This is a genomic window from Sphingomonas hankookensis, from assembly GCF_022664465.1.
In the GTDB taxonomy this organism is placed as follows: Bacteria; Pseudomonadota; Alphaproteobacteria; order Sphingomonadales; family Sphingomonadaceae; genus Sphingomonas; species Sphingomonas hankookensis.
Map to the genome: position 1 here is coordinate 238173 of NZ_JAKREV010000002.1, position 25602 is coordinate 263774.

16 protein-coding genes are annotated in these 25602 nt (G+C 66.2%); 9 read left to right on the plus strand and 7 right to left on the minus strand.

The window, feature by feature from the left end; all coding sequences use genetic code 11:
- Nucleotides 1–3 precede the first annotated feature (3 nt).
- The 8 genes from MF610_RS06470 (at nt 4) to glgX (ending at nt 11804) form a co-directional block, all read left to right on the plus strand.
- Nucleotides 4–768, plus strand: a complete 765-nt coding sequence (locus MF610_RS06470; protein WP_242194048.1) for an L-rhamnose 1-dehydrogenase Lra1 — start codon at nt 4–6, stop codon at nt 766–768.
- Nucleotides 765–1544 carry a rhamnogalacturonan acetylesterase gene (locus MF610_RS06475; RefSeq protein ID WP_242194050.1) on the plus strand — a complete coding sequence of 260 codons (780 nt, stop codon included), beginning with the start codon at nt 765–767 and terminating at the stop codon, nt 1542–1544. Before MF610_RS06470 ends, MF610_RS06475 begins: the two co-directional genes overlap by 4 nt.
- Complete coding sequence (locus MF610_RS06480; RefSeq protein WP_242194052.1) at nt 1535–2497, plus strand: alpha/beta hydrolase; 963 nt, start codon at nt 1535–1537, stop codon at nt 2495–2497. Before MF610_RS06475 ends, MF610_RS06480 begins: the two co-directional genes overlap by 10 nt.
- 121 nt (nt 2498–2618) lie before the next feature.
- Nucleotides 2619–5045 (plus strand): glycogen/starch/alpha-glucan phosphorylase, encoded by a 2427-nt coding sequence (locus tag MF610_RS06485; RefSeq protein ID WP_242194054.1) that lies wholly within the window; start codon nt 2619–2621, stop codon nt 5043–5045.
- A complete protein-coding gene (glgB, locus tag MF610_RS06490; protein ID WP_242194056.1) occupies nt 5042–7192 on the plus strand; it encodes a 1,4-alpha-glucan branching protein GlgB in 2151 nt (716 codons plus the stop codon). The genes MF610_RS06485 and glgB overlap by 4 nt, the downstream gene beginning before the upstream one ends.
- A gap of 15 nt (nt 7193–7207) precedes the next feature.
- Nucleotides 7208–8467 (plus strand): glucose-1-phosphate adenylyltransferase, encoded by a 1260-nt coding sequence (glgC, locus tag MF610_RS06495; RefSeq protein WP_242194058.1) that lies wholly within the window; start codon nt 7208–7210, stop codon nt 8465–8467.
- Between the two features lie 155 nt (nt 8468–8622).
- A complete protein-coding gene (gene glgA / locus MF610_RS06500) occupies nt 8623–10038 on the plus strand; it encodes a glycogen synthase GlgA (protein ID WP_242194060.1) in 1416 nt (471 codons plus the stop codon).
- Complete coding sequence (glgX, locus tag MF610_RS06505; protein ID WP_242194062.1) at nt 10035–11804, plus strand: glycogen debranching protein GlgX; 1770 nt, start codon at nt 10035–10037, stop codon at nt 11802–11804. Before glgA ends, glgX begins: the two co-directional genes overlap by 4 nt.
- On the opposite strand, the gene MF610_RS06510 is transcribed toward glgX, so the two are convergent.
- The 6 genes from MF610_RS06510 to MF610_RS06535 all read right to left on the minus strand — a co-directional run bounded on the left by MF610_RS06510 (nt 11791) and on the right by MF610_RS06535 (nt 23369).
- Nucleotides 11791–13290, minus strand: a complete 1500-nt coding sequence (locus MF610_RS06510) for an MFS transporter (protein ID WP_242194064.1) — start codon at nt 13288–13290, stop codon at nt 11791–11793. The two genes, glgX and MF610_RS06510, sit on opposite strands and share 14 nt — an antisense overlap.
- A gap of 153 nt (nt 13291–13443) precedes the next feature.
- Nucleotides 13444–15486 carry a glycoside hydrolase family 97 protein gene (locus MF610_RS06515; RefSeq protein WP_242195291.1) on the minus strand — a complete coding sequence of 681 codons (2043 nt, stop codon included), beginning with the start codon at nt 15484–15486 and terminating at the stop codon, nt 13444–13446.
- A 168-nt stretch (nt 15487–15654) separates the two neighbouring features.
- The gene (locus tag MF610_RS06520) at nt 15655–17253 is read right to left on the minus strand and encodes an alpha-glucosidase family protein (RefSeq protein ID WP_242194066.1); all 1599 of its coding nucleotides are present in this window, start codon (nt 17251–17253) and stop codon (nt 15655–15657) included.
- A complete protein-coding gene (locus MF610_RS06525) occupies nt 17253–19037 on the minus strand; it encodes an alpha-amylase family glycosyl hydrolase (RefSeq protein ID WP_242194068.1) in 1785 nt (594 codons plus the stop codon). The genes MF610_RS06520 and MF610_RS06525 overlap by 1 nt, the downstream gene beginning before the upstream one ends.
- Nucleotides 19034–20554 (minus strand): tryptophan halogenase family protein, encoded by a 1521-nt coding sequence (locus tag MF610_RS06530; RefSeq protein ID WP_242194071.1) that lies wholly within the window; start codon nt 20552–20554, stop codon nt 19034–19036. Before MF610_RS06530 ends, MF610_RS06525 begins: the two co-directional genes overlap by 4 nt.
- 58 nt (nt 20555–20612) lie before the next feature.
- Nucleotides 20613–23369: a TonB-dependent receptor gene (locus MF610_RS06535; protein ID WP_242194074.1), complete on the minus strand. Its 2757-nt coding sequence runs from the start codon at nt 23367–23369 to the stop codon at nt 20613–20615.
- 190 nt (nt 23370–23559) lie between these two features.
- Here MF610_RS06535 and MF610_RS06540 point away from each other — a divergent pair, with 190 nt between their 5' ends.
- Entirely contained in the window at nt 23560–24582 is a 1023-nt protein-coding gene (locus MF610_RS06540) for a LacI family DNA-binding transcriptional regulator (RefSeq protein WP_242194077.1), read from the plus strand.
- A 128-nt stretch (nt 24583–24710) separates the two neighbouring features.
- On the opposite strand, the gene MF610_RS06545 is transcribed toward MF610_RS06540, so the two are convergent.
- Nucleotides 24711–25601: an SMP-30/gluconolactonase/LRE family protein gene (locus MF610_RS06545; protein ID WP_242194080.1), complete on the minus strand. Its 891-nt coding sequence runs from the start codon at nt 25599–25601 to the stop codon at nt 24711–24713.
- Between the last annotated feature and the right edge of the window lies 1 nt (nt 25602).

Below are 25602 nucleotides of genomic sequence, written 5' to 3' on the forward strand. Positions count from 1 at the left end.
GCGATGAAGCTATTGGAAGGCAAGACCGTATTGGTAACCGGCGCATCGACCGGCATCGGCCGCGCGGCGGCGATCGGCGCGGCGGAAGCTGGCGCGAACGTCGTCATCAACTATCACAGCCGCGATGCCGACGCCGATGCCTGCATCGCCGCGATCGAGGCGACCGGCCAGCGCGGGCTGGCGATCAAGGGCGACGTCGCCGAAGCGGCGACCGCCAGCGATTTCGTAGCAAGGGCGGTGGCCGAGTTCGGCCGGGTCGACGTGATGGTGTCGAATGCCGGCATCTGCCCATTCCACAGCTTCCTCGACATGCCGGCGGAAACGCTGGAGCGAACGCTGCGCGTCAACCTACACGGCGCCTATTATATGTGCCAGGCGGCGGCGCGGCAGATGGTTGAGCAGGGCGATGGCGGCGCGATCGTCGCGGTGTCGTCGATCTCGGCGCTGGTCGGCGGCGAGATGCAGACGCATTATACCCCGACCAAGGCGGGGGTGCATTCGCTGATGCAGTCGACCGCGATCGCGCTGGGGCGGCATGGCATCCGCTGCAATTCGGTGCTGCCGGGCACGATCCTGACCGAAATCAACAAGGACGACCTCGCCGACGAAGGAAAGCGCAAATACATGGAAAGCCGCGTGCCGCTCGGCCGGCTGGGCCAGCCTGAGGACATGGTCGGGCCGATCGTGTTCCTCGCTTCCGACATGGCGGCCTATGTCACCGGCGCGGCGCTGCTGGTCGATGGCGGCATGTTCGTGAACCTGCAGTGAGGAAGGTTGCGACGCTCCTTGCCCTGCTGGCGGCGACGCCGGCGGCGGCCGAAACCATCTTCATCGCCGGCGATTCCACCGCGCAGACCTACAAGCAGGACCGCTATCCGCAGACCGGCTGGGGTCAGATGCTGCCCTGCGGCCTGACCGGCGACGTAAAGGTCGAAAACCGCGCGATGGGCGGACGATCGACCAAGAGCTTCATCGCCGAGGGGCGGTGGGACAAGATCATGGCCGATATTAAACCCGGCGACGTCGTGCTGATCCAGTTCGGCCATAACGACGCCAGCCAGAACAAGCCCGAACGCTATGCCCCCGCTGCCACCCTCTACCGCGACAATCTGCTCAGGATGGTGTGGGAGACGAAGGGGCACGGTGCGACGCCGATCCTGATCACCCCGGTCACGCGGCGGTCGTTCGGGCCGAACGGCAAGACCAAGGCCGATTTCGCGGCATGGTCGGAGGTGGTACGCGATATCGCCGCGACGACGGGCACGCAGCTTATCGACCTCGAAGCATCGTCGCGAAGCTGGGTCGATGGCAAGGGGGTCGAACCTTCGAAGGCGCTGTTCCTCCACTATCCGGCGGGCCGCTGGCCGGGGTTCAAGAACGGCATCACCGACGACACCCATTTCAGCGAACTCGGCGCGCGCGGCGTGGCGGAACTGATCGCCGCCGATCTGGCGCGCACCGGCCTGCCGGTCGCGGCAAAGGTGGCGAAGGTGCGGCCCGACCTGACGCGGGCGACGCCGCTGGGAAGCACGGCATGTCGCTAGACCAGATCGCCCGCCGCACCCTGCTCGGCGCGAGCGTCGTGCTCGGCATCGCGACCACCCTACCCGCCTTCGCCCAGCCGGGCGCCACCCCCCTCGCCTTCCGCTCGATCTGGCCGGGCGCGGCACCCGGCGGCGGGAAGGTCACCGTTCCCGAACAGGAAATCCCGCGTTCGCCGACCGGACCGAAGGACGACACCGCCTTCCTCCACGTCCGCACTCCCACGCTGGCGCATATCGCGCCGGCCAAGCCCAATGGCGCAGCGATCCTGCTGATCCCCGGCGGCGGCTATCTGCGCGTCGCGATCGGCAATGGCGGGCGGGCGCTGCTGCAGTTCTTCGCCGACCGCGGCTATCACGCCTATCTGCTGAAATACCGCCTGCCCGGCGACCCGTGGGCCGCCGGTCCCGATGCGCCGTTACAGGACGCCCAGCGCGCGCTGCGCCTGATCAAGGCGGAGGCGAAGGCAAACGGCGTCGCCACCGGCCGGATCGGCGTCATGGGTTTTTCCGCCGGCGGGCACCTCGCGGCGATGCTCGCCTATCGCCGGGACGAGACCTATCGCGCGGTCGATGCCGCCGATGCCCAGCCACTTGGTGTGCGCGCCGCCGCCCTGCTCTATCCGGTCGCGCTGATGGGCGTTCCGGGCACGCACAAGGGATCGCAGGACCAGTTGCTGGGCGCCAGCCCGGCGCCGGACGTCGCCCTGCGCTATCGCACCGATGCCCGTATCGTGCCCGCCAGCCCGCCGACCTTCATCGCCCACGCGATCGACGACCGGGTGGTGAGCGTCGACAACGGCCTCGCCCTGCTCGCGGCACTACGCCGGGCGAAGGTACCGGCCGAGGCGTATCTGCCCGAGATCGGCGGCCACGGCTTCGGCGTCACACTGGACGGCAAGCCGGCGCCATGGACCGGGCTGTTCTTCGATTGGGCAAGGCGGCACGGGCTCTAGCGGTACCACGCGCACGACTTTCACTATGTCACCGGAACGACGCGGTTCACGCATACGTATTGCGCGTGACAAGCGTTCGACAATCGATACTGTCGGTCGCGACCCGCATCTAGGAACCTGCGTGACCCAGCCTGCCCTTCCCGTCGCCACCCCCACGCCGCCGCTCGCCGACGCCATCCTCGACACGCTGATCCATCGTATCGGCAAGGACCGTCAAGCCGCGCTGCCGCACGACTGGCTGGCGGCGACGATCCTGACGGTGCGCAACGACATCATCGAACGTTGGATGGCGTCGAGCAAGGAAGCACATGCCGCCGGGGCCAAGCGGGTCTATTATCTCAGCCTCGAATTCCTGATCGGCCGGCTGCTGCGCGATGCGATCGCGAACCTGTCGCGCACCGATGAAGTACGCGAGGCCCTGTCGTCGCTGGGCGTCGATCTCGCCGATCTGGAGGGCGAGGAGCCTGATGCCGCGCTCGGCAACGGCGGCCTCGGCCGGTTGGCCGCATGCTTCATGGAGAGCCTCGCCAGCCTCGACCTGCCGGCCTACGGCTATGGCATCCGGTATGTGAATGGTATGTTCCGGCAGCGGATAGACAACGGGTGGCAGGTCGAACTGCCCGAAAACTGGTTGCGGCACGGCAATCCGTGGGAGTTCGAACGCCGCGAGAGCGCGTACCGCATCGGCTTCGGCGGCGAAGTCGTCGGCGACGAGAATGGCGACATCCACTGGATGCCGGGCGAGAGCGTCGAGGCGATTGCGGTCGACACGCCGGTCATCGGCTGGCGCGGCGCGCGGGTGAATACGCTGCGGCTGTGGACTGCCCGCGCACGCGATCCGATCCGGCTCGACCGGTTCAACGCCGGCGACCATGAAGGCGCGCTGGCGGCGTCGGTCCGCGCCGATACGCTGGTCCGCGTGCTGTACCCGGCGGACTCGACCCCGGCGGGACAGGAACTGCGGCTGCGGCAGGAATATTTCTTCTCCTCCGCCTCGATCCAGGACATCGTCCGCCGCCACGTCCAGTATTTCGGCGACATCCGCACCCTGGCCGACAAGGCCGCGATCCAGCTCAACGACACCCATCCGGCGGTGTCGGTCGCCGAACTGATGCGCATCCTGATCGACGACCATGCGCTCGACTTCGACGGCGCGTGGACGATCACCAAGGCGACGTTCGGCTATACCAACCACACGCTGCTGCCCGAGGCGCTGGAAAGTTGGCCGCTGCCGTTGTTCGAACGCCTGCTGCCGCGCCACATGCAGATCGTCTATGCGATCAACGCGAAGGTGCTGCGCGAGGCGCGGACCCAGGGACAGGACGACCGCGCCATCGCCGCGATCAGCCTGATCGACGAAGGCGGTGAGCGGCGGGTGCGGATGGCGAACCTCGCCTTCACCGGCAGCCACAGCGTCAACGGCGTCGCCGCGCTGCATACCGACCTGATGAAGCAGACGGTGTTCGCCGACCTGCACCGGCTCTATCCCGACCGGATCAACAACAAGACCAACGGCATCACCCCGCGCCGCTGGCTGTTCGAAAGCAATCCGGGGCTGACGTCGCTGATCCGCGAGGCGATCGGCGACGGCTTCCTCGACGATGCGACGAAGCTGGCGGACCTGAAACCCTTCGCGGCCGACGCCGCGTTCCGCGAGAGGTTCGAGCAGGTGAAGCGCGCCAACAAGGTCCGCCTGTCGCAGCATCTGCGGGAGCTAATGGGCGTCCGGCTCGATCCCGATGCGATGTTCGACGTGCAGGTGAAGCGCATCCACGAATATAAGCGCCAGCTGCTCAACATCCTCGAAACGGTCGCGCTGTACGACCAGATTCGCAGCCATCCCGACCGCGACTGGACTCCCCGCGTAAAACTGTTCGCGGGGAAGGCGGCGTCGAGCTATCACAACGCCAAGCTTATCATCAAACTGGCCAACGACGTGGCGCGGCGGGTCAATGCCGACCCGGCGGTGCGTGGGCTGCTGCGCGTGGCGTTCGTGCCGAACTACAATGTCTCGCTCGCCGAACTCATCATGCCCGCCGCCGACCTGTCCGAACAGATCAGCACCGCCGGCATGGAGGCATCGGGCACCGGCAACATGAAGCTGGCGCTGAACGGCGCGCTGACCATCGGCACGCTCGATGGCGCGAACGTCGAAATCCGCGACCATGTCGGCGCCGACGATATCGTCATCTTCGGCCTGACCGCCGACGAGGTCGCCGAGAAGCGCGCCAACGGATACGACCCGCGGGCAGCGATCGCCGCATCGCCCGAGCTGCAACAGGCGCTGTCCGCCATCAAGGGCGGGGTATTCAGCCATGACGAGCCCGGCCGCTATGCCGGGTTGATCGACGGGCTGGAAACCAGCGACTGGTTCCTGTGCTGTGCCGATTTCGACAGCTATGCGCAGGCACAGCGACAGGTCGATACCCGCTGGAGCGACCGTGCCGGATGGAATGCCAGCGCGATCCGCAACGTCGGCGGGGTCGGCTGGTTCTCGTCCGACCGCACGATCGGCGAATATGCCCGCGACATCTGGAAGGTGATGTGAGCCCCGGCGACGACGCCATCAACGCCCTGTTGGGTGGGCGTCACGCCGATCCCTTTTCCCTGCTCGGCCCCCATGCCGGCCCCGACGGCACGTTCGTACGCGCATGGTTGCCCGGCGCGCAGAAGGTGCTGGCCCACGACCTGTCGGGCAAGGTGCTCGGCGAACTGCGTCCGGTCGGCGACGGCATCGTCGAGGGAACGATCGACGCCCCGCCCCAGCCGCTCTGGTATTATGCGCGTGGCGGGGGCGGCGAATGGTGGGTCAAGGACCCCTATTCGTTCGGCCCGGTTCTCGGCCCCACCGACGACTTCCTCCTGGCCGAGGGAACGCACCTGCGCCTGCACGACAAGCTGGGCGCGCATCCGATCCGGCACGAGGGTGCCGAGGGGATGCACTTCGCGGTGTGGGCGCCCAATGCGCAGGTCGTCAGCGTCGTCGGCGACTGGAACATGTGGGATGCGAAGCGCCACCCGATGCGACGGCGCGGCGATGTCGGCGTATGGGAAATCTTCCTGCCCGATGTCGGCCCCGGACAGGCGTACAAATTCGCGATCATCGGCGCCGATGGCCAGCGCCTGCCGCACAAGGCCGATCCCTTCGCCTTCGAAAGCGAGTTGCGCCCCGCCACCGCATCGTGCACCGCCGCGCCGCTCGATCATGACTGGCGCGACGCGGCGCATCGCGATCATTGGGCATCGGTCGATCCGCGGCGCGTGCCGATTTCGATCTACGAGGTCCATGCCGGCAGCTGGCAGCGCGACGACGATGGCTGGTTCCTGCCATGGGATCGCCTTGCCGACCGGCTGATCCCCTATGTCGTCGATATGGGCTTCACCCATATCGAATTCCTGCCGATCAGCGAGCATCCCTACGACCCGTCCTGGGGATATCAGACCACCGGGCTTTACGCACCGTCGGCCCGGTTCGGCGATCCGGCCGGCTTCGCGCGGTTCGTCGATGGCGCGCACAAGGCGGGGGTCGGCGTGCTGCTCGACTGGGTGCCGGCACATTTCCCGACCGACGCGCATGGGCTGGCGCGGTTCGACGGCACCGCGCTCTACGAACATGACGACCCGCGCCTCGGCTTCCATCCCGACTGGAACACCGCAATCTATAATTTCGGGCGGCGCGAGGTGTCGCAGTTCCTCGTCAACAACGCGCTGTTCTGGGCCGAGCGCTATCATGTCGACGGGCTGCGCGTCGATGCGGTCGCATCGATGCTGTACCGCGATTATTCGCGCAAGGCCGGCGAATGGATTCCCAACGAGGCGGGCGGGCGCGAGAATTGGGAGGCGGTCGCCTTCCTGCGCGACACCAACCGTGCGGTGTACCGCGAACATCCCGGCTTCTTCACCGTTGCCGAGGAATCGACGTCATGGCCCGGCGTATCGAAACCCGCGCATGAAGGGGGCCTGGGCTTCGGGTTCAAATGGAACATGGGCTTCATGCACGACACGCTCGCCTACATGGCGCGCGAGCCGGTGCATCGCTCGCATCATCACAACGAAATTACCTTCGGCCTGACCTACGCCTTCAGCGAGAATTTCGTCCTGCCGCTCAGCCATGACGAGGTCGTGCATGGCAAGGGGTCGCTGCTGACCAAGATGGCGGGCGACGACTGGCAGAAATTCGCCAATCTGCGCGCCTATTACGCGCTGATGTGGGGCTATCCGGGCAAGAAGCTGCTGTTCATGGGACAGGAGTTCGCGCAGCGCCGCGAATGGTCGGAGGAACGCGCGCTCGATTGGGAATTGATGGACGCGCCGGCGCATCGTGGGGTCGCGACGCTGATCCGCGATTGCAACCGGCTGTATCGATCGACCCCGGCGCTGCATGCGCGCGATTGCGAGGGCGACGGGTTCCAATGGGCGGTGGTCGACGATGCCGTCAACTCGGTGTTCGCGTGGGAACGCCATGCGCCGGGCGAACCGCCGGTGCTGGTAGTCAGCAACCTCACCCCCGTCCCCCGCGAAGGGTATCGCGTGCCGGTGTCGCAGGGCGGCCGCTGGTGCGAGGTGCTGAACAGCGATGCGTCCGATTATGGCGGCAGCGGAACCGGCAATCTGGGCGTTGTGGAGGCAAGCGATGGCGCGGTTGTGCTGACCCTGCCGCCGCTCGCGACGCTGTGGTTTCGATACGAAGAATAAGACGGGGAGAGAGGCATGGAACGGCGGGGACAACCATTGGCGCGCGACGCGATGGCCTATGTTCTGGCGGGCGGACGCGGCAGCCGGTTGTTCGAGATGACCGACACCCGCGCCAAGCCCGCCGTCTATTTCGGCGGCAAGAGCCGGATCATCGATTTCGCGCTGTCGAACGCGATCAATTCGGGCATCCGCCGCATCGGTGTGGCGACGCAGTACAAGGCGCACAGCCTGATCCGCCATTTGCAGCGCGGCTGGAACTTCCTGCGGCCCGAACGCAACGAGAGCTTCGACATTCTTCCCGCCAGCCAGCGGATCAGCGAGTTCCAATGGTATGAAGGCACCGCCGACGCGGTGTTCCAGAATATCGATATCATCCAGAGCTATGGTCCCGAGTATATGGTCATCCTTGCCGGGGACCATATCTACAAGATGGACTATGAGTTGATGCTCCAGCAGCATGTCGACACCGGTGCCGACGTGACGGTGGCGTGCATGGAAGTGCCGCGGATGGAGGCGGTCGGCTTTGGCGTGATGCATGTCGATGCGCAGGACCGGATCATCGATTTCGTCGAGAAGCCCGCCGATCCGCCGGCGATCCCGGGGCAACCCGACCGCGCGCTGGCCAGTCTCGGCATCTATGTCTTCAACACCAAGCTGCTGTTCGACGAACTGCGTCGCGATGCCGATACCAAGGATTCGAGCCGCGACTTCGGCAAGGACCTGATCCCGTGGCTGGTGAAGCACGGCCATGCGCAGGCGCACCGCTTCTCGGCATCGTGCGTACGCAGCCCCGAAGAACCGCGGGCGTACTGGCGCGACGTCGGCACGGTCGACGCCTATTGGGAAGCGAATATCGACCTGACCGACGTGGTGCCCGAATTGGACCTGTACGACGGCACCTGGCCGCTCTGGACCTATTCGGAGATCACCCCGCCGGCCAAGTTCGTCCATGACATGGATGGCCGTCGCGGCTGCGCGGTGTCGAGCCTGGTGTCGGGTAACTGCATCGTGTCCGGGTCGAGCATCCATCGCAGCCTGCTCAGCACCGGCGTACGAGCGCACAGCTTCAGCAATATCGACGAATCCGTAATCCTCCCTATGACCCGCATCGGCCGCGGAGCGCGGCTAACGCGGTGCGTGGTCGATGCGGGGGTGACCATCCCCGACGGACTGATCGTCGGCGAGGACCCGGTGATGGACGGCCACCGTTTCCGGCGGACCGAGCGGGGAATTTGCCTGATCACGCAGCCGATGATCGACCGGTTGGAGGTTTGAGAATGGTGGCGCAGATCCTCCCCGCTGCGCGGGGAGGGGGACCGTCCGCAGGACGGTGGAGGGGGGTGGCCGCAAACACCACCGCAGCGCGTGGGGCACTGCCCCTCCACCATGCTATGCATGGTCCCCCTCCCCGCGCAGCGGGGAGGACTTAGGTGCGCGTCCTCTCCGTCGCCTCCGAGGCCTATCCGCTGGTCAAGACCGGCGGACTGGCCGATGTCGTCGGAGCGCTCCCTGCCGCGCTCGCACCGCATGGGGTAGAGACGACGACGCTCCTCCCGGGCTATCCATCGGTGTTGAAACATCTCGGCAAGGCGAAGCCGGTCCGTCGCTGGGACGACCTGCTCGGCACGCCTGCGCGGTTGCTTCCCGGCACGATCGACGGCCATCCGTTGCTGGTCCTCGACGCGCCCGAATTGTTCGCGCGGGACGGCGGCCCCTATGCCGACGCAACCGGGCTCGACTGGGAGGATAATTGGCGGCGTTTCGCAGCACTCGGCCGGGCTGCCGCCGACCTCGCCCCCGCGTTCGACCTGCTCCACGCGCACGACTGGCAGGGTGCGATGGCGCCGGCCTATCTACGCTATGACGGCGCGGACGTGCCGAGCGTGCTGACGATCCACAATATCGCCTTTCAGGGCCGCTACGATGCGAAGGTATTCCCCGGGCTGGGCCTGCCCGAAGCGGCGTTCGCGCTCGACGGTGTAGAATATTATGGCGGCGTCGGGTTGCTGAAGGCCGGCCTCGCATCCGCCGACGCGATCACCACCGTTTCCCCCAGCTACGCCGAGGAAATCCGCCGCGGCGAGTTCGGCATGGGGCTGGAGGGGTTGATCGAAGCACGGCGCGACCGGGTCAGCGGTATCGTCAACGGTATCGATCCGGCGATCTGGTCGCCGGAGACCGACGCCTCGCTCCCCGCCCGCTACACCGCCCGCGCCCTGTCGCGCCGTCGCGTCAACAAGCGCGCGGTCGAGGCCGCGTTCGACCTCGAACCCGGCGATGGCCCGATCTTCATCGTCGTCAGCCGGCTGACTTGGCAGAAGGGGATGGACGTCCTCGCCGACGGCCTCGACGCGCTGGTCGCGATGGCCGGACGGCTGGCGTTGCTCGGATCGGGCGATGCCGCGCTCGAACAGGCATTCGTTGCCGCGCGCACCCGCCATGCCGGGCGGGTCGGGGTGCGGATCGGTTATGACGAAGCGCTGTCGCACCTGTTGCAGGGCGGCGGCGACGCGATCCTGATCCCGTCGCGCTTCGAACCGTGCGGGCTGACGCAGCTCTACGGGCTCGCTTATGGGTGCGTACCGGTGGTCGCCCGGACCGGGGGCTTGGCCGATACGGTGATCGATGCGAACGAGGCGGCGGTGGCAGCGGGGGTCGCGACCGGCGTACAGTTCGCCGCGGTGACGCCCGACGGGCTCCATCACGCTCTGCGCCGAACGATGGCACTATATGCCCAGCCGGATTGCTGGACGACGATCCAGAAACAGGGAATGCGCGCCGATTTCTCGTGGAAACGCAGCGGTGCGCGCTATGCCGAACTGTATCGCAGCCTGATCGCCGCATGACGCCGGGTGCCAGCGCTATCCCCGGTGGGACCCGCTTCGCCGTGCGCGCGAGGGACGCGGCGGCGGTGTGGCTGTGTCTGTTCGACGGCGACGACGAACGCCGTGTAGCGATGGTGCGTGCAGGCGACTGGTTCGCGACCGACGTGCCGGGCGTCGGGCCGGGGCAACGCTATGGCTATCGGGCGGAGGGCGATTGGGCACCGGAGGACGGGCGCTGGTTCGATCCCGCCAAGCTGTTGGTCGATCCCTATGCCGTCGAGCTGGACCGACGCTTCATCTATGATCCGTCTCTGACGATCCGTGGGGCCGATACCGCCGCGATCGTCCCTCGGTCGATAGTGCCCAGCAAAACGCCGCTTGTCCCGCGCGAAGCGCCACGGATCGATCCGGCGCGCCCGATCTACGAACTCAACGTTCGCGGCTTCACCATGCTCCATCCCGACGTGCCCGAGGCGCAGCGCGGCACGATCGCGGCGCTCGCGCATCCGTCGGTCGTCGCGCATTTGACCAAGATCGGGGTCGGTGCGGTAGAACTGATGCCGATCGTCGCGTGGATCGACGAACGCCATCTGCCGCCGCTCGGCCTGACTAACGCGTGGGGATACAACCCGGTGGTTCCGATGGCGATCGATCCCGGCCTCGCGCCCGGCGGGATCGCCGAACTGCGCGACACGATCGCGGCGCTGCATGCGGCGGGAATCGGCGTCATTCTCGATCTGGTATTCAACCATAGCGGCGAAAGCGACCGCGATGGCCCGATCCTGTCGCTGCGCGGGCTGGATAATCGCAGCTATGCGCATGCCCCCGACGGCAGCCTCATCAACGATACCGGTACCGGCAACACAATCGATGCCGGCGACGCGGGGGTCCGCGACCTTATCCTTGCATCGCTGCGGCATTTCGCATCGCTGGGCGTCGATGGCTTTCGGTTCGACCTCGCTCCGGTCATCGCACGCTCGCCGGGGTTCGACCGACATGCACCGATCTTCGCCGCGATCGCTGCCGATCCGATCCTCGCCGACCGGGTGATGATCGCCGAGCCATGGGATATCGGACCCGGCGGCTATCAGCTGGGGAATTTTCCTTCAGACTGGCTCGAATGGAACGACCGCTACCGCGACGATGTCCGCCGCTTCTGGCGGGGTGACGGCAGTGTGGGCACGCTCGCTACGCGGCTGATGGGATCGGGCGACATCTTCGGCTCGCCGACCCGCAGCGTCAACTTCCTCGCCGCACATGACGGCTTCCCCCTTGCCGACCTCGTCGCGCATGTCGATCGCCACAACCATGCCAATGGCGAGGACAATCGCGATGGCCATGGCGAGAACCTTTCGTGGAACCACGGCGTCGAGGGGCCGAGCGACGACCCGGCGATCATCGCCGCGCGCGATGCCGATCTGCGCGCGCTGCTGGCGACGCTGTTCGCGACGCGCGGACATATCCAGCTCACCGCAGGCGACGAATTCGGCCGCAGCCAGCGTGGCAATAACAACGCCTATGCGCAGGATAATGCAATCGGCTGGGTCGACTGGGCAGCGCGCGATATCGCGATGGAGGAGCATGTCGCCGAACTGGCGCGCTGGCGGCGTGCGCGGCCGGCGGTGTACGATCCCGCCGTGCCGGATCAGGCGACGTGGCTGACGCTCGATGGCCAACCGATGACGCCCAAGCACTGGGAAGCACCCGATTGTCCGGGGTTCGAATTGCGGCTGGAGGGGGCGACGATCCGGATCGACCGCCCCGCCCGGCAGGTCACGCTGGAATAGGTTCGCGCACCCGCAGCATCGCTACCGCCGCCATCGCCATCACCGCTGCGGCGACCAGCATCGTATAGGCCGGGTTGGCGGGGAACCACGTCTTGATGACGCCACCCATGACCGTCGCGACGATCAACTGCGGCAGGACGATGAAGAAGTTGAAGATGCCCATATACACGCCCAGCTTGCGCTGCGGCAGTGCATTGGCCAGCAGGACATAGGGCATGGTCAGCACCGACGCCCAGACAATGCCGATGCCGACCATCGGCACGATCATCCCGATCCGGTCGTGCGTCGCATAGATGCCGATATAGGCCGCCGCCCCGATCACAAGGCACAGCATGTGCGTCCGCGCCGCGCCGATCGACCGCGCCAGCACCGGCAGCGCGAACGCCGCCAACGCCGCGACGCCCGAATAGATCGCGAACAGCACCCCCACCCAGCTGCCGGCCTGATTATATCCGTCCGACGCGGGATCGATCGTCCCCCACACCTGCTGCGCGATCACCGGTGTCGTATAGACCCACATGATGATGAGCGCGCCCCAGGTAAAGAACTGCACCAGCGCCAGCCGCCGCATCGTGTCGGGCATGGTGGCGAGGTCGCCGATGATGTGGCTGAGCACATTGTCGCCGCGCCCTGCCCTCACCAGCGCTGCCGACACCATCTGCGCGACGCCGTACAGCGCAATCCCCGCCGCGACGAAATAGGCCTCGCGGCCGCTTTCCAGCGCGCCGCTGCTCTCCGCCCATGCGATCAGCGCTGCGACGACGGCACCGCCTGCAATCCACAGCGGGCCGCGTGCCGGCACGACCATCGGCGCGGCGTCGTCGGTTTCGGCCGTATCCTCGCCGAACGCCGCCAATTCCGCCGGGCTGTATTCGCGCACGGTCAGCACCGTCCACAGTACGGCGATCAACAACATCACCCCGCCGAAATAGAAGCCGTAGCGCACCGCATCGGGCACCTGCCCCGCCGGTGCCACGTTGCTTACGCCGAACACGTTTTCCAGGACGTAGGGCGCGATACTGGCGACGACCGCGCCGGCGCCGATGAACCACGTCTGGAATGCATAGCCCGCCGGTCGCTGCCGGGGCGCCAGCATGTCGCCGACGAAAGCCCGGAACGGCTCCATCGACACGTTGAGCGATGCATCGAGAATCCACAGCGTGATCGCCGCAGCGAGGATGCTCGGTGAATTGGGCATGAAGAACAGCGCGCAGGTGCACAGGATCGCGCCGATCAGGAAATAGGGTCGCCGACGCCCCAGCCGCCCCCACGTCCGGTCGGAATAATGGCCGATCAGCGGCTGAACCAGCAACCCGGTCAGCGGGGCTGCGATCCACATCAGCCCCAGCTGATCGATCGGCGTGCCGAGCGACTGGAAGATACGGCTGGCATTCGCGTTCTGGAGCGCGAAACCGATCTGGATGCCGAAGAAACCGAACGAGATGTTCCAGAGCTGGGCGAAGCCGAGCGTCGGGCGGGTCTGCATTGTAATCCTCCCCATATCATGGAGAGGGGGACCGTCGCCGAAGGCGGTGGTGGAAGGGCCTCGCCCCACCCGCTACCGTCGACACCCGGGGCCTTCCCCCTCCACCACCGCCGTTGGCGGCGGTCCCCCTTCCCGCGGAGCGGGGAGGAGTTTTTACTTACGCTTCGCTGCCACGAACCGGATCGCTTCGCCACCGCCGGGTGCCAGTGCGATCGTCATCGTGTCGCCCTTCTTCACCTGCCGTTGTTCGATGGTGATCGAATGGCGGGCGTCGGTCCGGTAATCGGCGCCGGGGCCGTCGCGATATATTTCGGCGGTATAGGGCTTGCCAGCGTCGAGAAAGTCGAGCTTCACCGTGCTGCTACGCGCTTCCTCATCACCGACCGCGCCCAGATACCAGTCGTTGCTGCCCGCCGCCTTGCGCGCGATCGTCGCATAGTCGCCGACCTCGCCGTTCAGCACGCGGGTGTCGGACCAGTCGGTCGGCACGTCGCGGATGAACTTGAACGCGGCCGGATAGCGCGCGTAATTTTCCGGCGTGTCGGCAGCCATCACCACCGGCGAATAGAGCACGACATACAGCGCCAACTGCTTGGCGATGGTCGACTTGATCGCGCTGCCGTTGCTGCCCGACAGGCTCAGCACGCCGGGGGTGAAGTCCATCGGCCCGCCCAGAAACTGGGTGAATACCATGTTGGCCTCATGTTCGGGCGGGTTCTTGCCGCCTTCCCACGCGTTATACTCCATGCCCCGGCCGCCCTCGCGGCTCAGCCAGTTGGGATAGGTGCGGCGCAAGCCTGTGTCCTTGACCGGCTCATGGCTGTCGATCGATACCTTGTAGCGCGCGGCGGCGTTCAGGACGCGCTGGTGATGGTTCACCATCCACTGCCCCTCATGCCATTCGCGATGCTTCGACCCGTCGGCATCGACGCGCTCGATCTGACCGGCATCGGTGACATAGCCGGTTTTGACCACGCGCTCGCCATGGTCCGCCGCCCATTTGAACGCGGTGTCGAGTTGCGCGTCATAGTGATTGACCGATCCGCCGGTTTCGTGGTGACCGATCAGTCGCACGCCCTTCGACTTCGCATAGGCGGCCAGCGCGGTAGCATCGAAATCCGCGGTCGCCTGGCTGAAGTTCATGTCGTTGCCGTTGCCCAGCCAGTCGCCGTCCCAACCGACATTCCACCCCTCGACCAGCACGCCCTGAATGCCGTTGGCGGCGGCGAAGTCGATGTAGCGGCGAACGTTGGCGGTGGTGGCACCGTGCTTGGGCCCGCGCGCCCACGTCCAGTCGCCCTTGATCATATTCCACCACACGCCGACGAACTTGCCCGGCTGAATCCAACTGGCGGTATCGCCCTGCTTGTTGGGTTCGTTGAGGTTCAGCCCGATGCGGCTGGCCGCGTACAGCCCGGCAGCGTCATCGGCGATGGCGATCGTCCGCCACGGCGTCGAGAAGCCGGCGGCGCGCGTAACCTTCGGCCCATTCGATCCGGGGGTCAGCACCGCGCGGAAGGTCGTGCCCTCGGCGCGGGCGAGGTTCATCGCCGAATAGTCGGTCAGCGCAGCTTCGTGGATCGCGACATGGCGACCGCTGGCGAGCTTCACCGTCATCACCGTCTGCGCGGTGCCGACCGCGTCGAGCGGCGTCTTGTTGTAGAGATATTCCTCGCGATTCCATTCGAACGCCGGCTTCCACCATGCGGTGCCGGGCTCGGCAAAGGCGAACTGGGTCAGTTCGTCGGCGATGTTGACCGTCGTCAGGTTCGCCTGCTTCGGCAGGGTGTAGCGAAAGCCGACGCCGTCGTCGAACAGGCGGAAGGTGACCGCCATCTCGCGCTTCAGGTTCTTCGCCTCGCGGAACGTCACCGTCAGTTCGGTGTGGTTGTCGCGGATGGTCTTCCACTCGCCGAACGGCTGCGTCCATGTCGAATCCGACCGGTCGCGTTTCGTGCCCGCAAGCGTCAGCCCGCGCTCGATCTTGGGCGCATCGGTAAACATGAAGCCGAGCTTGCTGTCGTTCAGCACCGCCCGGCCATCCTTGGCGATCGAATAGCTCGGCCGTCCCTCGTTATCGAGGCTGATCGCCAGCGTCAGCTTGCCATCGGGCGAGGCTGCGCGCGCGACGACTTCGGCAAAGGCGGGCGAGGCCATCGCGGTCATGCCCGCCAGTGCCAGCGCCATTTTCATCATCCGCATCGACTTGTTCCCTTATCTCCAAACCTTCCTTCCGCTTGTCCTGAGCAGCCACCGAGCTTGTCGAAGGGGGGTATCGAAGGACCGACAAGGGTGCTTCGATACGCGTCTTCGACTTCGCTCAGCCGCTACTCGGTACGAACGGAGTGGAAAGCCGCACGTGTTTCAGTCGCGGATCGCGACCTGCGCCGCGAACGGGCCGAACCGGTCCGCCCCCACGTCGCCGATGGTTTCGATGGCGCGCCAGCCGTCGCTTGCCGCGAACGTGGCGGGCGCATTCGACAGGTTGAACACGCAGAGCATCCGCTGCCCCTCAAGCTCGCGTTCGAAGGCGAGGATCGCGTCCGACGCCTCGACGATCGTCATGCTGCCCGACCGCAGCGCTGGATGCGCGTTGCGCAGCGCAAGAACGTGGCGGGTAAAGTGCAGCAGCGACGCCGCGTCGCCTTCCTGCCGATCCACCGCCAGCGGCCGGTGCGCTTCGCCGGCCGGAAGCCATGGCTTGCCCGCCCCGAAACCGAGATTCTCTGCATCGGCGACCCACGGCATCGGCGTACGTGCGCCGTCACGCGACAGGGTCAGCGGCCAGTTGACGATCGCTTCGGGGTCCTGCAAATCCTCGAACGCGATCTCGACCTGCGGCAGGCCCAGTTCCTCGCCATTATACAGGAAGATGTTGCCGCGCAGGCAGGCGAGCAGCAGCATCTTGATCCGGCCGAACGCCCCGGCATTCGCGCTATCGCTCAGCCAGCGCGACACCGCGCGCGGCGCGTCGTGGTTCTCGAACGCCCAGCTCGGCCACGGCGAGCCTTCGTCCCATGGCTCGATCGCATCGCGCAGGACGCGGGGGGACAGTTCGGGCGCGTAGAGAAAGTCGAAGCCATAGGCGGTGTTGAGCCGCCTATCGCCGGCACAGAACAGCTTCATCTCGCGCGTGGCGTCATCGCCGCCGATCTCGGCAACGGTGAAGCGGTCGCCGTCATAGCTGTCGAGCAGGACGCGGACGCGTTCGAGGAATGCCGGAATGTCCGGATGCCCCTGATTATACAGCTTGCGCTGGAAATCGAACGGTCGGGTCCGCGTCTTGCCGTTGCTCGGCATCGGCGGATTGTCGCGCAGTTCGGGATCGTGCATCGCGAAGTTGATCGCATCCAGCCGGAACCCGTCGACGCCGCGATCGAGCCAGAAGCGCGCGGTATCCAGCAGCGCCTCCTGCAATTGCGCATTGTGGCCGTGCAGTTGCGGCTGCTCTTTCAGGAAATTGTGCAGATAATATTGCCCGCGCCGCGCGTCCCACGTCCATGCCGGGCCGCCGAAGACCGATTGCCAGTTGCTCGGCGGCGACCCGTCGGGCTTGGCATCGGCCCAGACATACCAGTCGGCCTTCGGATTCATGCGGCTCGACCGGCTCTCGACGAACCACGGATGCTCGTCGCTGGTGTGCGACCAGACCTGATCGATGATGATCTTCAGGTCGAGCGCATGGGCACGGGCGATCAGCGCGTCGAAATCGGCGAGCGTGCCGAAGATCGGGTCGACATCGCAATAGTTCGCAACGTCATAGCCGAAATCCTTCATCGGCGACGTGAAGAACGGCGACAGCCAGATCGCATCGACGCCGAGTGCTGCGACATGGTCCAGATGCGCGGTAATGCCCGGCAGATCACCGATGCCATCGCCATTGCTGTCGGCGAAGCTGCGCGGATAAATCTGGTAGATGGTCGCGCCATGCCACCATGGGCGGGCGGGAACGGGGGTCGTCATTATCGGGTCTCCGCGGCGCACACCGCATAGCCAAGGGCAGGAAGGTCGACGCGGATCGCGCCCGGCGCGGTTACGCGACCGCAACGTCCGGCCAGCGCCCGGAAGCGGGTCGAGGCGGTTTCGACCTGCACGTTGCGGGTAATCGGCGCGGTCGAGGTGTTGAAGAGCAGCAGGACTTCGGCGTTGGTCGCCGGATCGAAGCGCGAGATGGCGAGCAGCCCCGGCGTCTCTTCGCGCGCGCGCAGCACCTGCCGACCGCGGGTCAGTGCGGGGGTGCCGGTGCGCAGCTTCGCCAGCTGGGCGATCTGGCGGTAGAGCGGATGGCCGGGCGTGAAGTTCGCGGTCGCGGTGGTCGCCGACGTGCCGACCAGCTTGTTGTCGTTATACGACGCGACCTGCGACGCGAACATGTCCTCGCGCGCGTCCTGATCGTTGCCGTCGCCGGCAAACCCCTGTTCGTCGCCCGAATAGATGGTCGGCACGCCACGCAGCGTGAGCAGCATCGCGTTCGACAGCATCACGCGCGACAGGATTTCGGCATCGTTCGCCTGCGGCAGCGCCTGACGCAGGTAGAAGGCGAAGCGGCCATTGTCGTGGTTGCCGGTGAAGGTCGGCAACTGCCGCGCCATCGCCTCGCCACCGGCGTACAGCACGTCGCCGTCGAACACCGTTTCGAATGCGTCGGTGCCCTTCTTGCCCGTGACGGCCTGCACGACCGCCTCACAGAACGAGAAGTCGAGCACCGCGGGGAACTTGGCGGCTTTAGTCCAGGCGGCGAGGCCACCGGCGTCGAGCGACGACAGGGCGACTTCGCCGAAGATGTGGAAGTTGGGGATACCCCGCGCCTTCGCCCGCGCCTGCATCGCCGGCACGAACGCTGCCCAGAATTCCGGGTTCACATGCCGCGCGGTGTCGATGCGATAGCCGTCGATGCCGAACCGGTCGATCCATCCGCCGAAGATGTCGATCATCCCCGCGACGACGCGCGGATTTTCGGTCATCAGGTCGTCCAGCCCGACGAAATCGCCCATTTGCGAGCTTTCGTTGGTGAAGGTCGTGTTGCCGCGATTGTGGTAGTAGATCGGGTCGTTGAGCCACGTCGGCACCTTCACCGTCCGTTCGGCCGCCGGCACGAACGGCGTGTAGGCGAAGGACGGATCGGTCAGCTTTGCGAAATTTCCGGGCGTCTGCACGGCGTCGCCGGCGAACCCCTTGTTCTTGCCCTTGGCTGCATAGGGATAGTCGGCGCGGCTGCGATAGACGCACCCGCTCTTGCCCACACATTCGCGATACTGGATCACGTCGGCGGTGTGGTTGGCGATGATATCCATATAGACCTTCATGCCGCGGGCATGCGCCGCATCGACCAGCGCCTTGAACTCGGCATTGGTGCCGAGATGCGGGTCGACCTGGGTAAAGTCGGTCACCCAATAGCCGTGATAGCCCGCGGATTCGTTGCCCGGCGCACCCTGAACGGCCTTGTTCTTGAAGATCGGTCCGACCCAGATCGCGGTGGCGCCAAGCGACTGGATATAGGGCAGCCGCGCGGTCAGCCCTTTCAGGTCACCGCCGTGATAGAAGCCCTTCGACGTCGGGTCGAACCCATGGACCATGCGGTCGCCGGTCATGCTGCCACGGTCGTTCGACCGGTCGCCATTTTCGAACCGGTCGGGCAGGACGAAATAGATCACCTCGTCCTCGGGCGCGCGGGCGCGGAAATCTTGGGCGGCGGCGGGAAGCGCGCTGGCGCCCAGCGTCAGGGCGAGGAGCAGGGATCGGATCACGCGGCAACCTTTGCATCGGGCGCCGGGCAATGGGCGCGCAGGAACTGGTCATGGGTCGGCATCCGCGCGACCGTGGCGGCGACATGTTGCGTGGACATGTCGAGAAACTGCGCGCAGCGATCGGCGGGCAACGCCTTTGCCAACGGGTGATAGCCGGTCGCCACCACCCCCTGCCCGACGAACAGCTGCAGCCACGCGACCTCGGCGAACAGTTCATGCTCGTCTCGGACGATGCGGCCTGACTGTTCGAACAGGGCGATGCGTTCGCGCAAGCTGTCGGGCAGCGGCATCGCGCGCCGCTCCTGCCAGAACGGCTCGTCGCGGTCGTTGAGCGCATAATGCGCGATCAGGAAGTCGCGCACCGCCAGCCATTCGCGCGCCGACTGGCGGTTGAACTCGGCGCTATCGGCATGCCGCGGTGTCGCCGCCGGCCAGAACGACAGCAACCGCGCGATGCCCGACTGGACGAGGTGGATCGAGGTCGATTCCAGCGGTTCGAGAAACCCCGCCGCCAGTCCCAGCGCTACGCAATTCCCGATCCACGGCGCATGGCGGCGACCGGTAGTGAAGCGCAGCGGCTTCGGATCGGCCAGCGTCGCCCCGTCGAGATTGCCGAGCAGCGTCGCCGTGGCTTCGTCATCCGACAGGTGCGCGCTCGAATAGACCAGCCCGTTGCCGGTCCGCCCCTGCAACGGAATGCGCCACTGCCATCCGGCCGACCGGGCGGTGGCACGGGTATAGGGCGTGATCGGCTGCGTAGCGGCGCACGGCACTGCCAGCGCGCGGTCGCACGGCAACAGCGGCGACCAGTCGTCCCAGCGGTCACCCGCCATCCGGCCGATCAGCAGCGCCGCGAAGCCGGAGCAATCGATGAAGAAATCCGCCGCGATCCGGCGTCCGTCGTCGAGCGTGACCGCTTCGATCGATCCGGTTTCACCATCCTGCGCAACCTCGACGACGCGCCCCTCGACACGCTCCACGCCGCCAGCCTCGGCCCGTTCGCGCAGATAGGCGGCATAGCGCGCGGCATCGAAATGATAGGCCCAGTTGGTGCCAGCCGGCGCCTGCGGGTTGCCGGGTTCGCGATCGAACCGGTTCTGCGCGGCGGCAACCGCACAGGCGCTGTGCGACCAGAGCGACTGCGGAAAATCGCCCCCGCCGGCCGCCAGCCAGTAATGATGGAACGGCACCAACCCCAGCGACCGGCCGATCGTGCCGAAGGCGTGAAGGTAACGGCTATTTGGCCCGTTCCAGCCGGCGAACTCGATACCCAGTTTGAAGCTGCCGCCGGTCCGCGCGACGAAATCGTCCTCGTCGATACCCAGATGCTGGTTGAACAACCGCAGTTGCGGGATCGTCGCCTCCCCCACCCCGACCGTCCCGATCGCATCGGATTCGATCAGCGTGACATGCGTCCCCTCTGGCAGGAACCGCGCCAGCGCAGCTGCCGTCATCCAGCCCGCCGATCCGCCACCGACGATGGCGACCCGCCGGACCGGTTCCTGATCGATCGCCATTGCAGCCTCCGTCACGTCAGCCCCACCCGTCCCCCACGGGACGGGCGGAAGCGGGTCGTCAGAACCGGAACGATGCCCCGGCCAGATAGCGCCGGCCATAGCTCTGATAGTCGATCACCGCGAGGTCGTACGCCGGATCGACGGTCGCGAAGCGTTCGTCGGTCAGGTTCTGTCCCTGCACGAACAGCGACAGTCCTTCGAGCGCGGTGCCCTTCTGGAACTCATAGCCGATCTGCGCATCGATGATCGTCTCGTCCAGCGCGCGACGGCGCTGGCGATTGCCGCCGAAGCCCGACAATTCGCCGACAAAGGTCGAGCGGTAGCGTGCCGATCCGCGGGCGCTGAAGCCCCACTTCTCGAAATAGGCGGTGCCGTTGATCACCCACTTCGAATAGCCGGGGATGTTTTCCGGCGGCGAATTCGGGTCGGGCTTGATCTGCGTCTTGGTCCACGATCCGCCGCCCGTCACGCCGAACCCGTCGAGGAACGACACGAAGGTGCTGAGCGGCAGCGTGGCGGCCAGTTCGACGCCGTAGATGCTGCCGCCCTCGCCGTTGATCGGCCGATCGACCCGGCCCAGCGTCGGCGTGCCGGCAGGCGTGCCGGTCGGCGTCGGGAAGGCGAAGTAATCGAACGGCAGCGTCTGGTTATACACGTACGACTTCAGATCCTTGTAGAAACCCTGTGCCGCGATGTAGCCCGACCGCCCGAAATATTTTTCCAGCGTCAGATCGTACGAGTTCGACCGGATCGGGCGCAGCGACGGATTGCCGCCGCCGCCGGTGATCAGGCGTTCGTTCGGATTATAGCCATAGCCCAGCGCGACGCGCATGTCGTCGAGCCGTGGTCGCTGCACCTGCCGCGCGGCACCCGCACGGATCACCCAGTCGCCCGGCATGCGCAGCGACAGGTTGAGACTGGGCATCAGGTCCCAATAGTCGGCACCGCGCGTCACCGGCGACAGCGCGCCATTGGCCGCGATCAGGCCCGACGACTTCTGCTCGGTCGCCACCGCCTGTACGCCGACATTGCCGGTCAGCACCGATCCGCCGATGTCCTGATTGATGTCCGCCTGGACATACATCGTCATCAGGTCTTCTTCGATGCGGAACGCCTTGGCCGGCACGTCGGGGCTGGTGTTGGCGATTAGCGAATATACGCCGCCCGCCAGCAGGTCGCGCGGATCGTAGCTGAGCATCGGCCCCAGACCCAGATAGCTGAGGCTGGTCGGCTCCTTCACATACTGATCGGGGATGCGCAGCTGGCGCAAGCCGCCGCTCAGCGCCAGCAGCGCCTCGTCCGGGGTCAGCGACTTGTCGCGATCGGTATAGTTCAGGCCGAACTTTACCGCGCCGAAGAAGCCGTCGAGCTCCTTTTCGACCTCGAAGCGATACTGCGCGATCCGGTCCTTGACGATGCGGTCGTTGAAATAGCCGGCCTGCAGGTTGGTACCGCCCCACCCCAGCGGATCGGTCAGCAGGATCAGGTTCGGGTCGGAGTAGTTCAACGTCGGGCTAAAGCGCGTGCCGGTCGCGCCGCTGGTGAAGGAGATCGTATCCTTCGCGCCGACATTCTGGCCGTAGCCGGTGCCGGCATAGCTTTCGAGGATGATCTCCTCGCGATCGGTCTTCGAATAGCTGGCGTCGAGCGTGGCGTTCCAGCCGTCATCGCCGCGCCATGCCATGTTGTAGCCGAACGAATACAGCTTCGCCTTGCGCTCGAACGCGTCGTTGCGGACCACGCCTTCGACATTGCCGAACGTGCCCGACGTGACAAACCCGTCGCTATTGGCGGTGGTGTTGGTCAGCTTCACGCCATTGGGATTGGCGGCGCTGTTGAAATCCTGACCATAGCCCAGCGGCAGTTCGATGCCGCGCTTGATCTGGTCGTCGTTGAAGTCCGAATAGAAGCCGTCGACCGTGACGGTCAGGTTCGGGACCGGCCGATACTGCAACGTGCCCGACAGGCCGAGGCGCTTGAGGCGCGTCGAGGTGACGTACGACTTCGACCCGCCGATCACGCCCTGCCCGTTGAAACCGGCATAGCCCCAGGCGTTGAACTCCTGAATCTGGTACGGCTCGTCCAGATAGTTGCCCGACAGCGCGATGCCGATGGTGTCGTCGGCGTACTGATCGATATAGGTGCCGCTGACGCGATAGCCCTTGTCACGCGATCCGGCGTTCAGCTTGCCGAGATCGGCATAGGTACCGCGACCGCCGATCGAGATCGCCTGGCGACCATATTCCAGCGGACGGACGGTCCGCAGGTCGACGGTACCCGACAGCCCCTGCCCGACGAGGTTCGCCTGACCGGTCTTGTATACCAGCACCTGGCTCATGATTTCGGCCGGATACTGGTCATATTCGACGGCGCGGTTATCGCCGGTCGAGGTCTGTTCGCGACCGTTGAGCAGCGTCGTCGAGAAATCGGGTGCGAAACCGCGGATCGAGATCGAGTTCGACCGGCCCGACACGCGCTGCGACGTCAGGCCCGGCAGGCGGGCGATCGATTCGGCGATCGACGCGTCGGGCAGCTTGCCGATATCTTCGGCCGAAATCGATTCGACGACCTGATCGCGGTTCTTCTTTTCGGCGACGGCGTTTTCGAGGCTGGCACGGAAGCCGGTGACGACGATGTCGACTTCTTCCTCGCCGGACTGCGGCGCGGTCGGATCGGTCGCGTCGGTCTGCGCTGCCGGGGCGGTCTGTGCAAATGCCGTGCCGGTGCCGGCGAGCGCCCCTGCGACGATCAATGCCGTGATACTCGCCCCGCGCGCCAATTTGGCGCACGTCGCCGCTTGCGATGGATACCGCATGTCCCAATCCTCCCCAACGATGGTTGATTCCCCGGCTCTTTCGCCCGGTTCGTCCGTACCCTCCTATTGAAACCATTGCAGCGCGTTGAGAAGCGGACAGCATACGTATTCAGACGATGCTTGCCGGTGCCGGTGCCGCGCCGCTACACCGGTGCCAGACGCCCAGGCCGGGCGACAAAGGGACAGGTTCATGGCGTCGGGCGACAAGCCGACTTCGTTCGACATCGCGGCGCTGGCCGGCGTGTCGCAACCGACCGTCAGCCGGGCGCTGCGCGGCGACCGGACGGTCAGCGCCGCCACGCGCCTGCGGATCGAGGCGATCGCACGCCAGCTGAACTACAAGGTCGACAAGAACGCGTCGGCGCTGCGCCGGGGCAGCACCTCCACGCTGGCGCTGCTGTTCTTCGAGGACCCGGCGCCCGACGGATCGCGGATCAACCCGTTCTTCCTGTCGATGCTGGGGTCGATCCTCCACACCTGCGGCGCGCGCGGATACGATCTGCTCACGTCGTTCCAGCAACTGTCCGCCGACTGGCACGTCGATTACGAGGACAGCCGCAAGGCCGACGGGCTGATCCTGCTCGGCTATGGTGATTTCGACGACTATTCGCGCCGGCTCGACCAGCTCGTGGCGCAGGGAACGCATTTCGTCCGCTGGGGATCGGCCGATCCGGCGCATCCCGGCACGGTCATCGGCTGCGACAATATCGCCGGCGGGCGCGACGCGGGGCAGCATCTGATCGAACGAGGCCGGCGCGGCATAGCGTTCCTCGGCGACGCGTCGAACCATTATCCCGAATCGCGCGACCGTTACCGGGGGTTGGCGCAGGCGTTGCGCATGGCCGACATGCCGATCGATCCGGGACTGCAGGTTGATGCGCTGTCGAGCGAGGCATCGGGGTATGACGCCGCCCGCCGGCTGATCGCGCGCGGTATTGCGTTCGACGCGATCTTTGCCGCGTCGGACATGATCGCGCTGGGCGCTGTCCGGGCTCTGGTCGAATCCGGGCGTAGCGTGCCGGGCGACGTGGCGCTGGTCGGCTTCGACGACATTCCCGCCGCTTCACTGGCGCAACCACCGCTTACGACGATTCGGCAGGATTACGCACGGGCCGGGGAGCTTCTGGTCGACATGCTGATCCGGCGGATCAACCGGCGGGATACCGAACCCGCGTTGCTGCCGCCCGAACTGGTGGTTCGCAAGTCGAGTTGAGCAACGCTCCGCTCGACCGGGCGTCATCCCAGCGCAGGCTGGGATCTCCCGGTGGCAGCACGGGACAGGAGCCGCACGAGACCCCAGCCTTCGCTGGGGTGACGTTATCTATGCAGGCGGGTGAGGCGCTAGATCCCGACCGAAATCTCCGTCCCCGCCACTCCAGGCACATCGACCTCGAACTGGAACAGGTTGCCCGCCAGCGGCTGCGCCGCCGCCTGGTCCGCGTCGTGATGCTTGTTCGCGGTCGTCGCAAAGACCGTGCGGCGATCGGGACCACCGAACGCGATCTTGGTGATCGCGTCGACCGGCATGCGGATCGTCTCCAGCAATTCGCCCTTGGGCGAATAGCGGCGGATGCCCCAGCCGCCGTACAGCCCGACCCATACGCAACCCTCGGCATCGACCGTGGGGCCGTCGGGATGCCCTTCCGCATTGGGGATGGTGGCGAACAGACGCCGGTCGGTCAGCGATCCGTTCTCGCCTACCGTACAGGCGTGGATATAACCGCCCAGCGTATCGACGTGGTAGAGGGTCTTGCCGTCGGGGCTGACCGCCGGGCCGTTGGTTATCGCCACCGGCGGCGCCGAAGCGACCACGCTGCCATCCGCTGCAAGGCGATAGATGGTACCCGTCGCCGAACGCTCGCTATCGTCCATCGTGCCGAACCACAGCCGTCCGGCCGGATCGACCGTCGCGTCGTTCAGGCGATTGCCCGGCAGATTGGGTTCGGGATCGACCAGCAGCTCGAACGCGCCGGTGACGGAATCGAACCGGTGCAGCCCGGCCTGCAACCCGGCAATGAACTTGCCGTCCGCCGAAGGTAGCACGAAGCCGCACTGCCCGGGGGCGGCCCAGCTGCGCCGCTCGCCGCTTGCCGGGTCGAAGCGATGGATACGCGGCGTCTTGATACAGACGAACCACAAGGCCCGGTCGCGATCGACCCATACCGGCCCTTCGAGGAGCGGCGCAGAGAGGTCCCAGACGCTGACGGGGTCGGTTCGCTGTACCTTGGTCATG

Bases quoted from the DNA above. Each gene is read 5' to 3' on its own strand.
- glgX (WP_242194062.1), top strand. From the start codon at position 10,035: ATGACGCCGGGTGCCAGCGCTATCCCCGGTGGGACCCGCTTCGCCGTG.
- MF610_RS06545 (WP_242194080.1), bottom strand. From the start codon at position 25,601: ATGACCAAGGTACAGCGAACCGACCCCGTCAGCGTCTGGGACCTCTCT.
- MF610_RS06515 (WP_242195291.1), bottom strand. From the start codon at position 15,486: ATGATGAAAATGGCGCTGGCACTGGCGGGCATGACCGCGATGGCCTCG.
- MF610_RS06520 (WP_242194066.1), bottom strand. From the start codon at position 17,253: ATGACGACCCCCGTTCCCGCCCGCCCATGGTGGCATGGCGCGACCATC.
- glgC (WP_242194058.1), top strand. From the start codon at position 7,208: ATGGAACGGCGGGGACAACCATTGGCGCGCGACGCGATGGCCTATGTT.
- MF610_RS06530 (WP_242194071.1), bottom strand. From the start codon at position 20,554: ATGGCGATCGATCAGGAACCGGTCCGGCGGGTCGCCATCGTCGGTGGC.
- MF610_RS06470 (WP_242194048.1), top strand. From the start codon at position 4: ATGAAGCTATTGGAAGGCAAGACCGTATTGGTAACCGGCGCATCGACC.
- MF610_RS06510 (WP_242194064.1), bottom strand. From the start codon at position 13,290: ATGCAGACCCGCCCGACGCTCGGCTTCGCCCAGCTCTGGAACATCTCG.
- MF610_RS06540 (WP_242194077.1), top strand. From the start codon at position 23,560: ATGGCGTCGGGCGACAAGCCGACTTCGTTCGACATCGCGGCGCTGGCC.
- MF610_RS06535 (WP_242194074.1), bottom strand. From the start codon at position 23,369: ATGCGGTATCCATCGCAAGCGGCGACGTGCGCCAAATTGGCGCGCGGG.
- MF610_RS06480 (WP_242194052.1), top strand. From the start codon at position 1,535: ATGTCGCTAGACCAGATCGCCCGCCGCACCCTGCTCGGCGCGAGCGTC.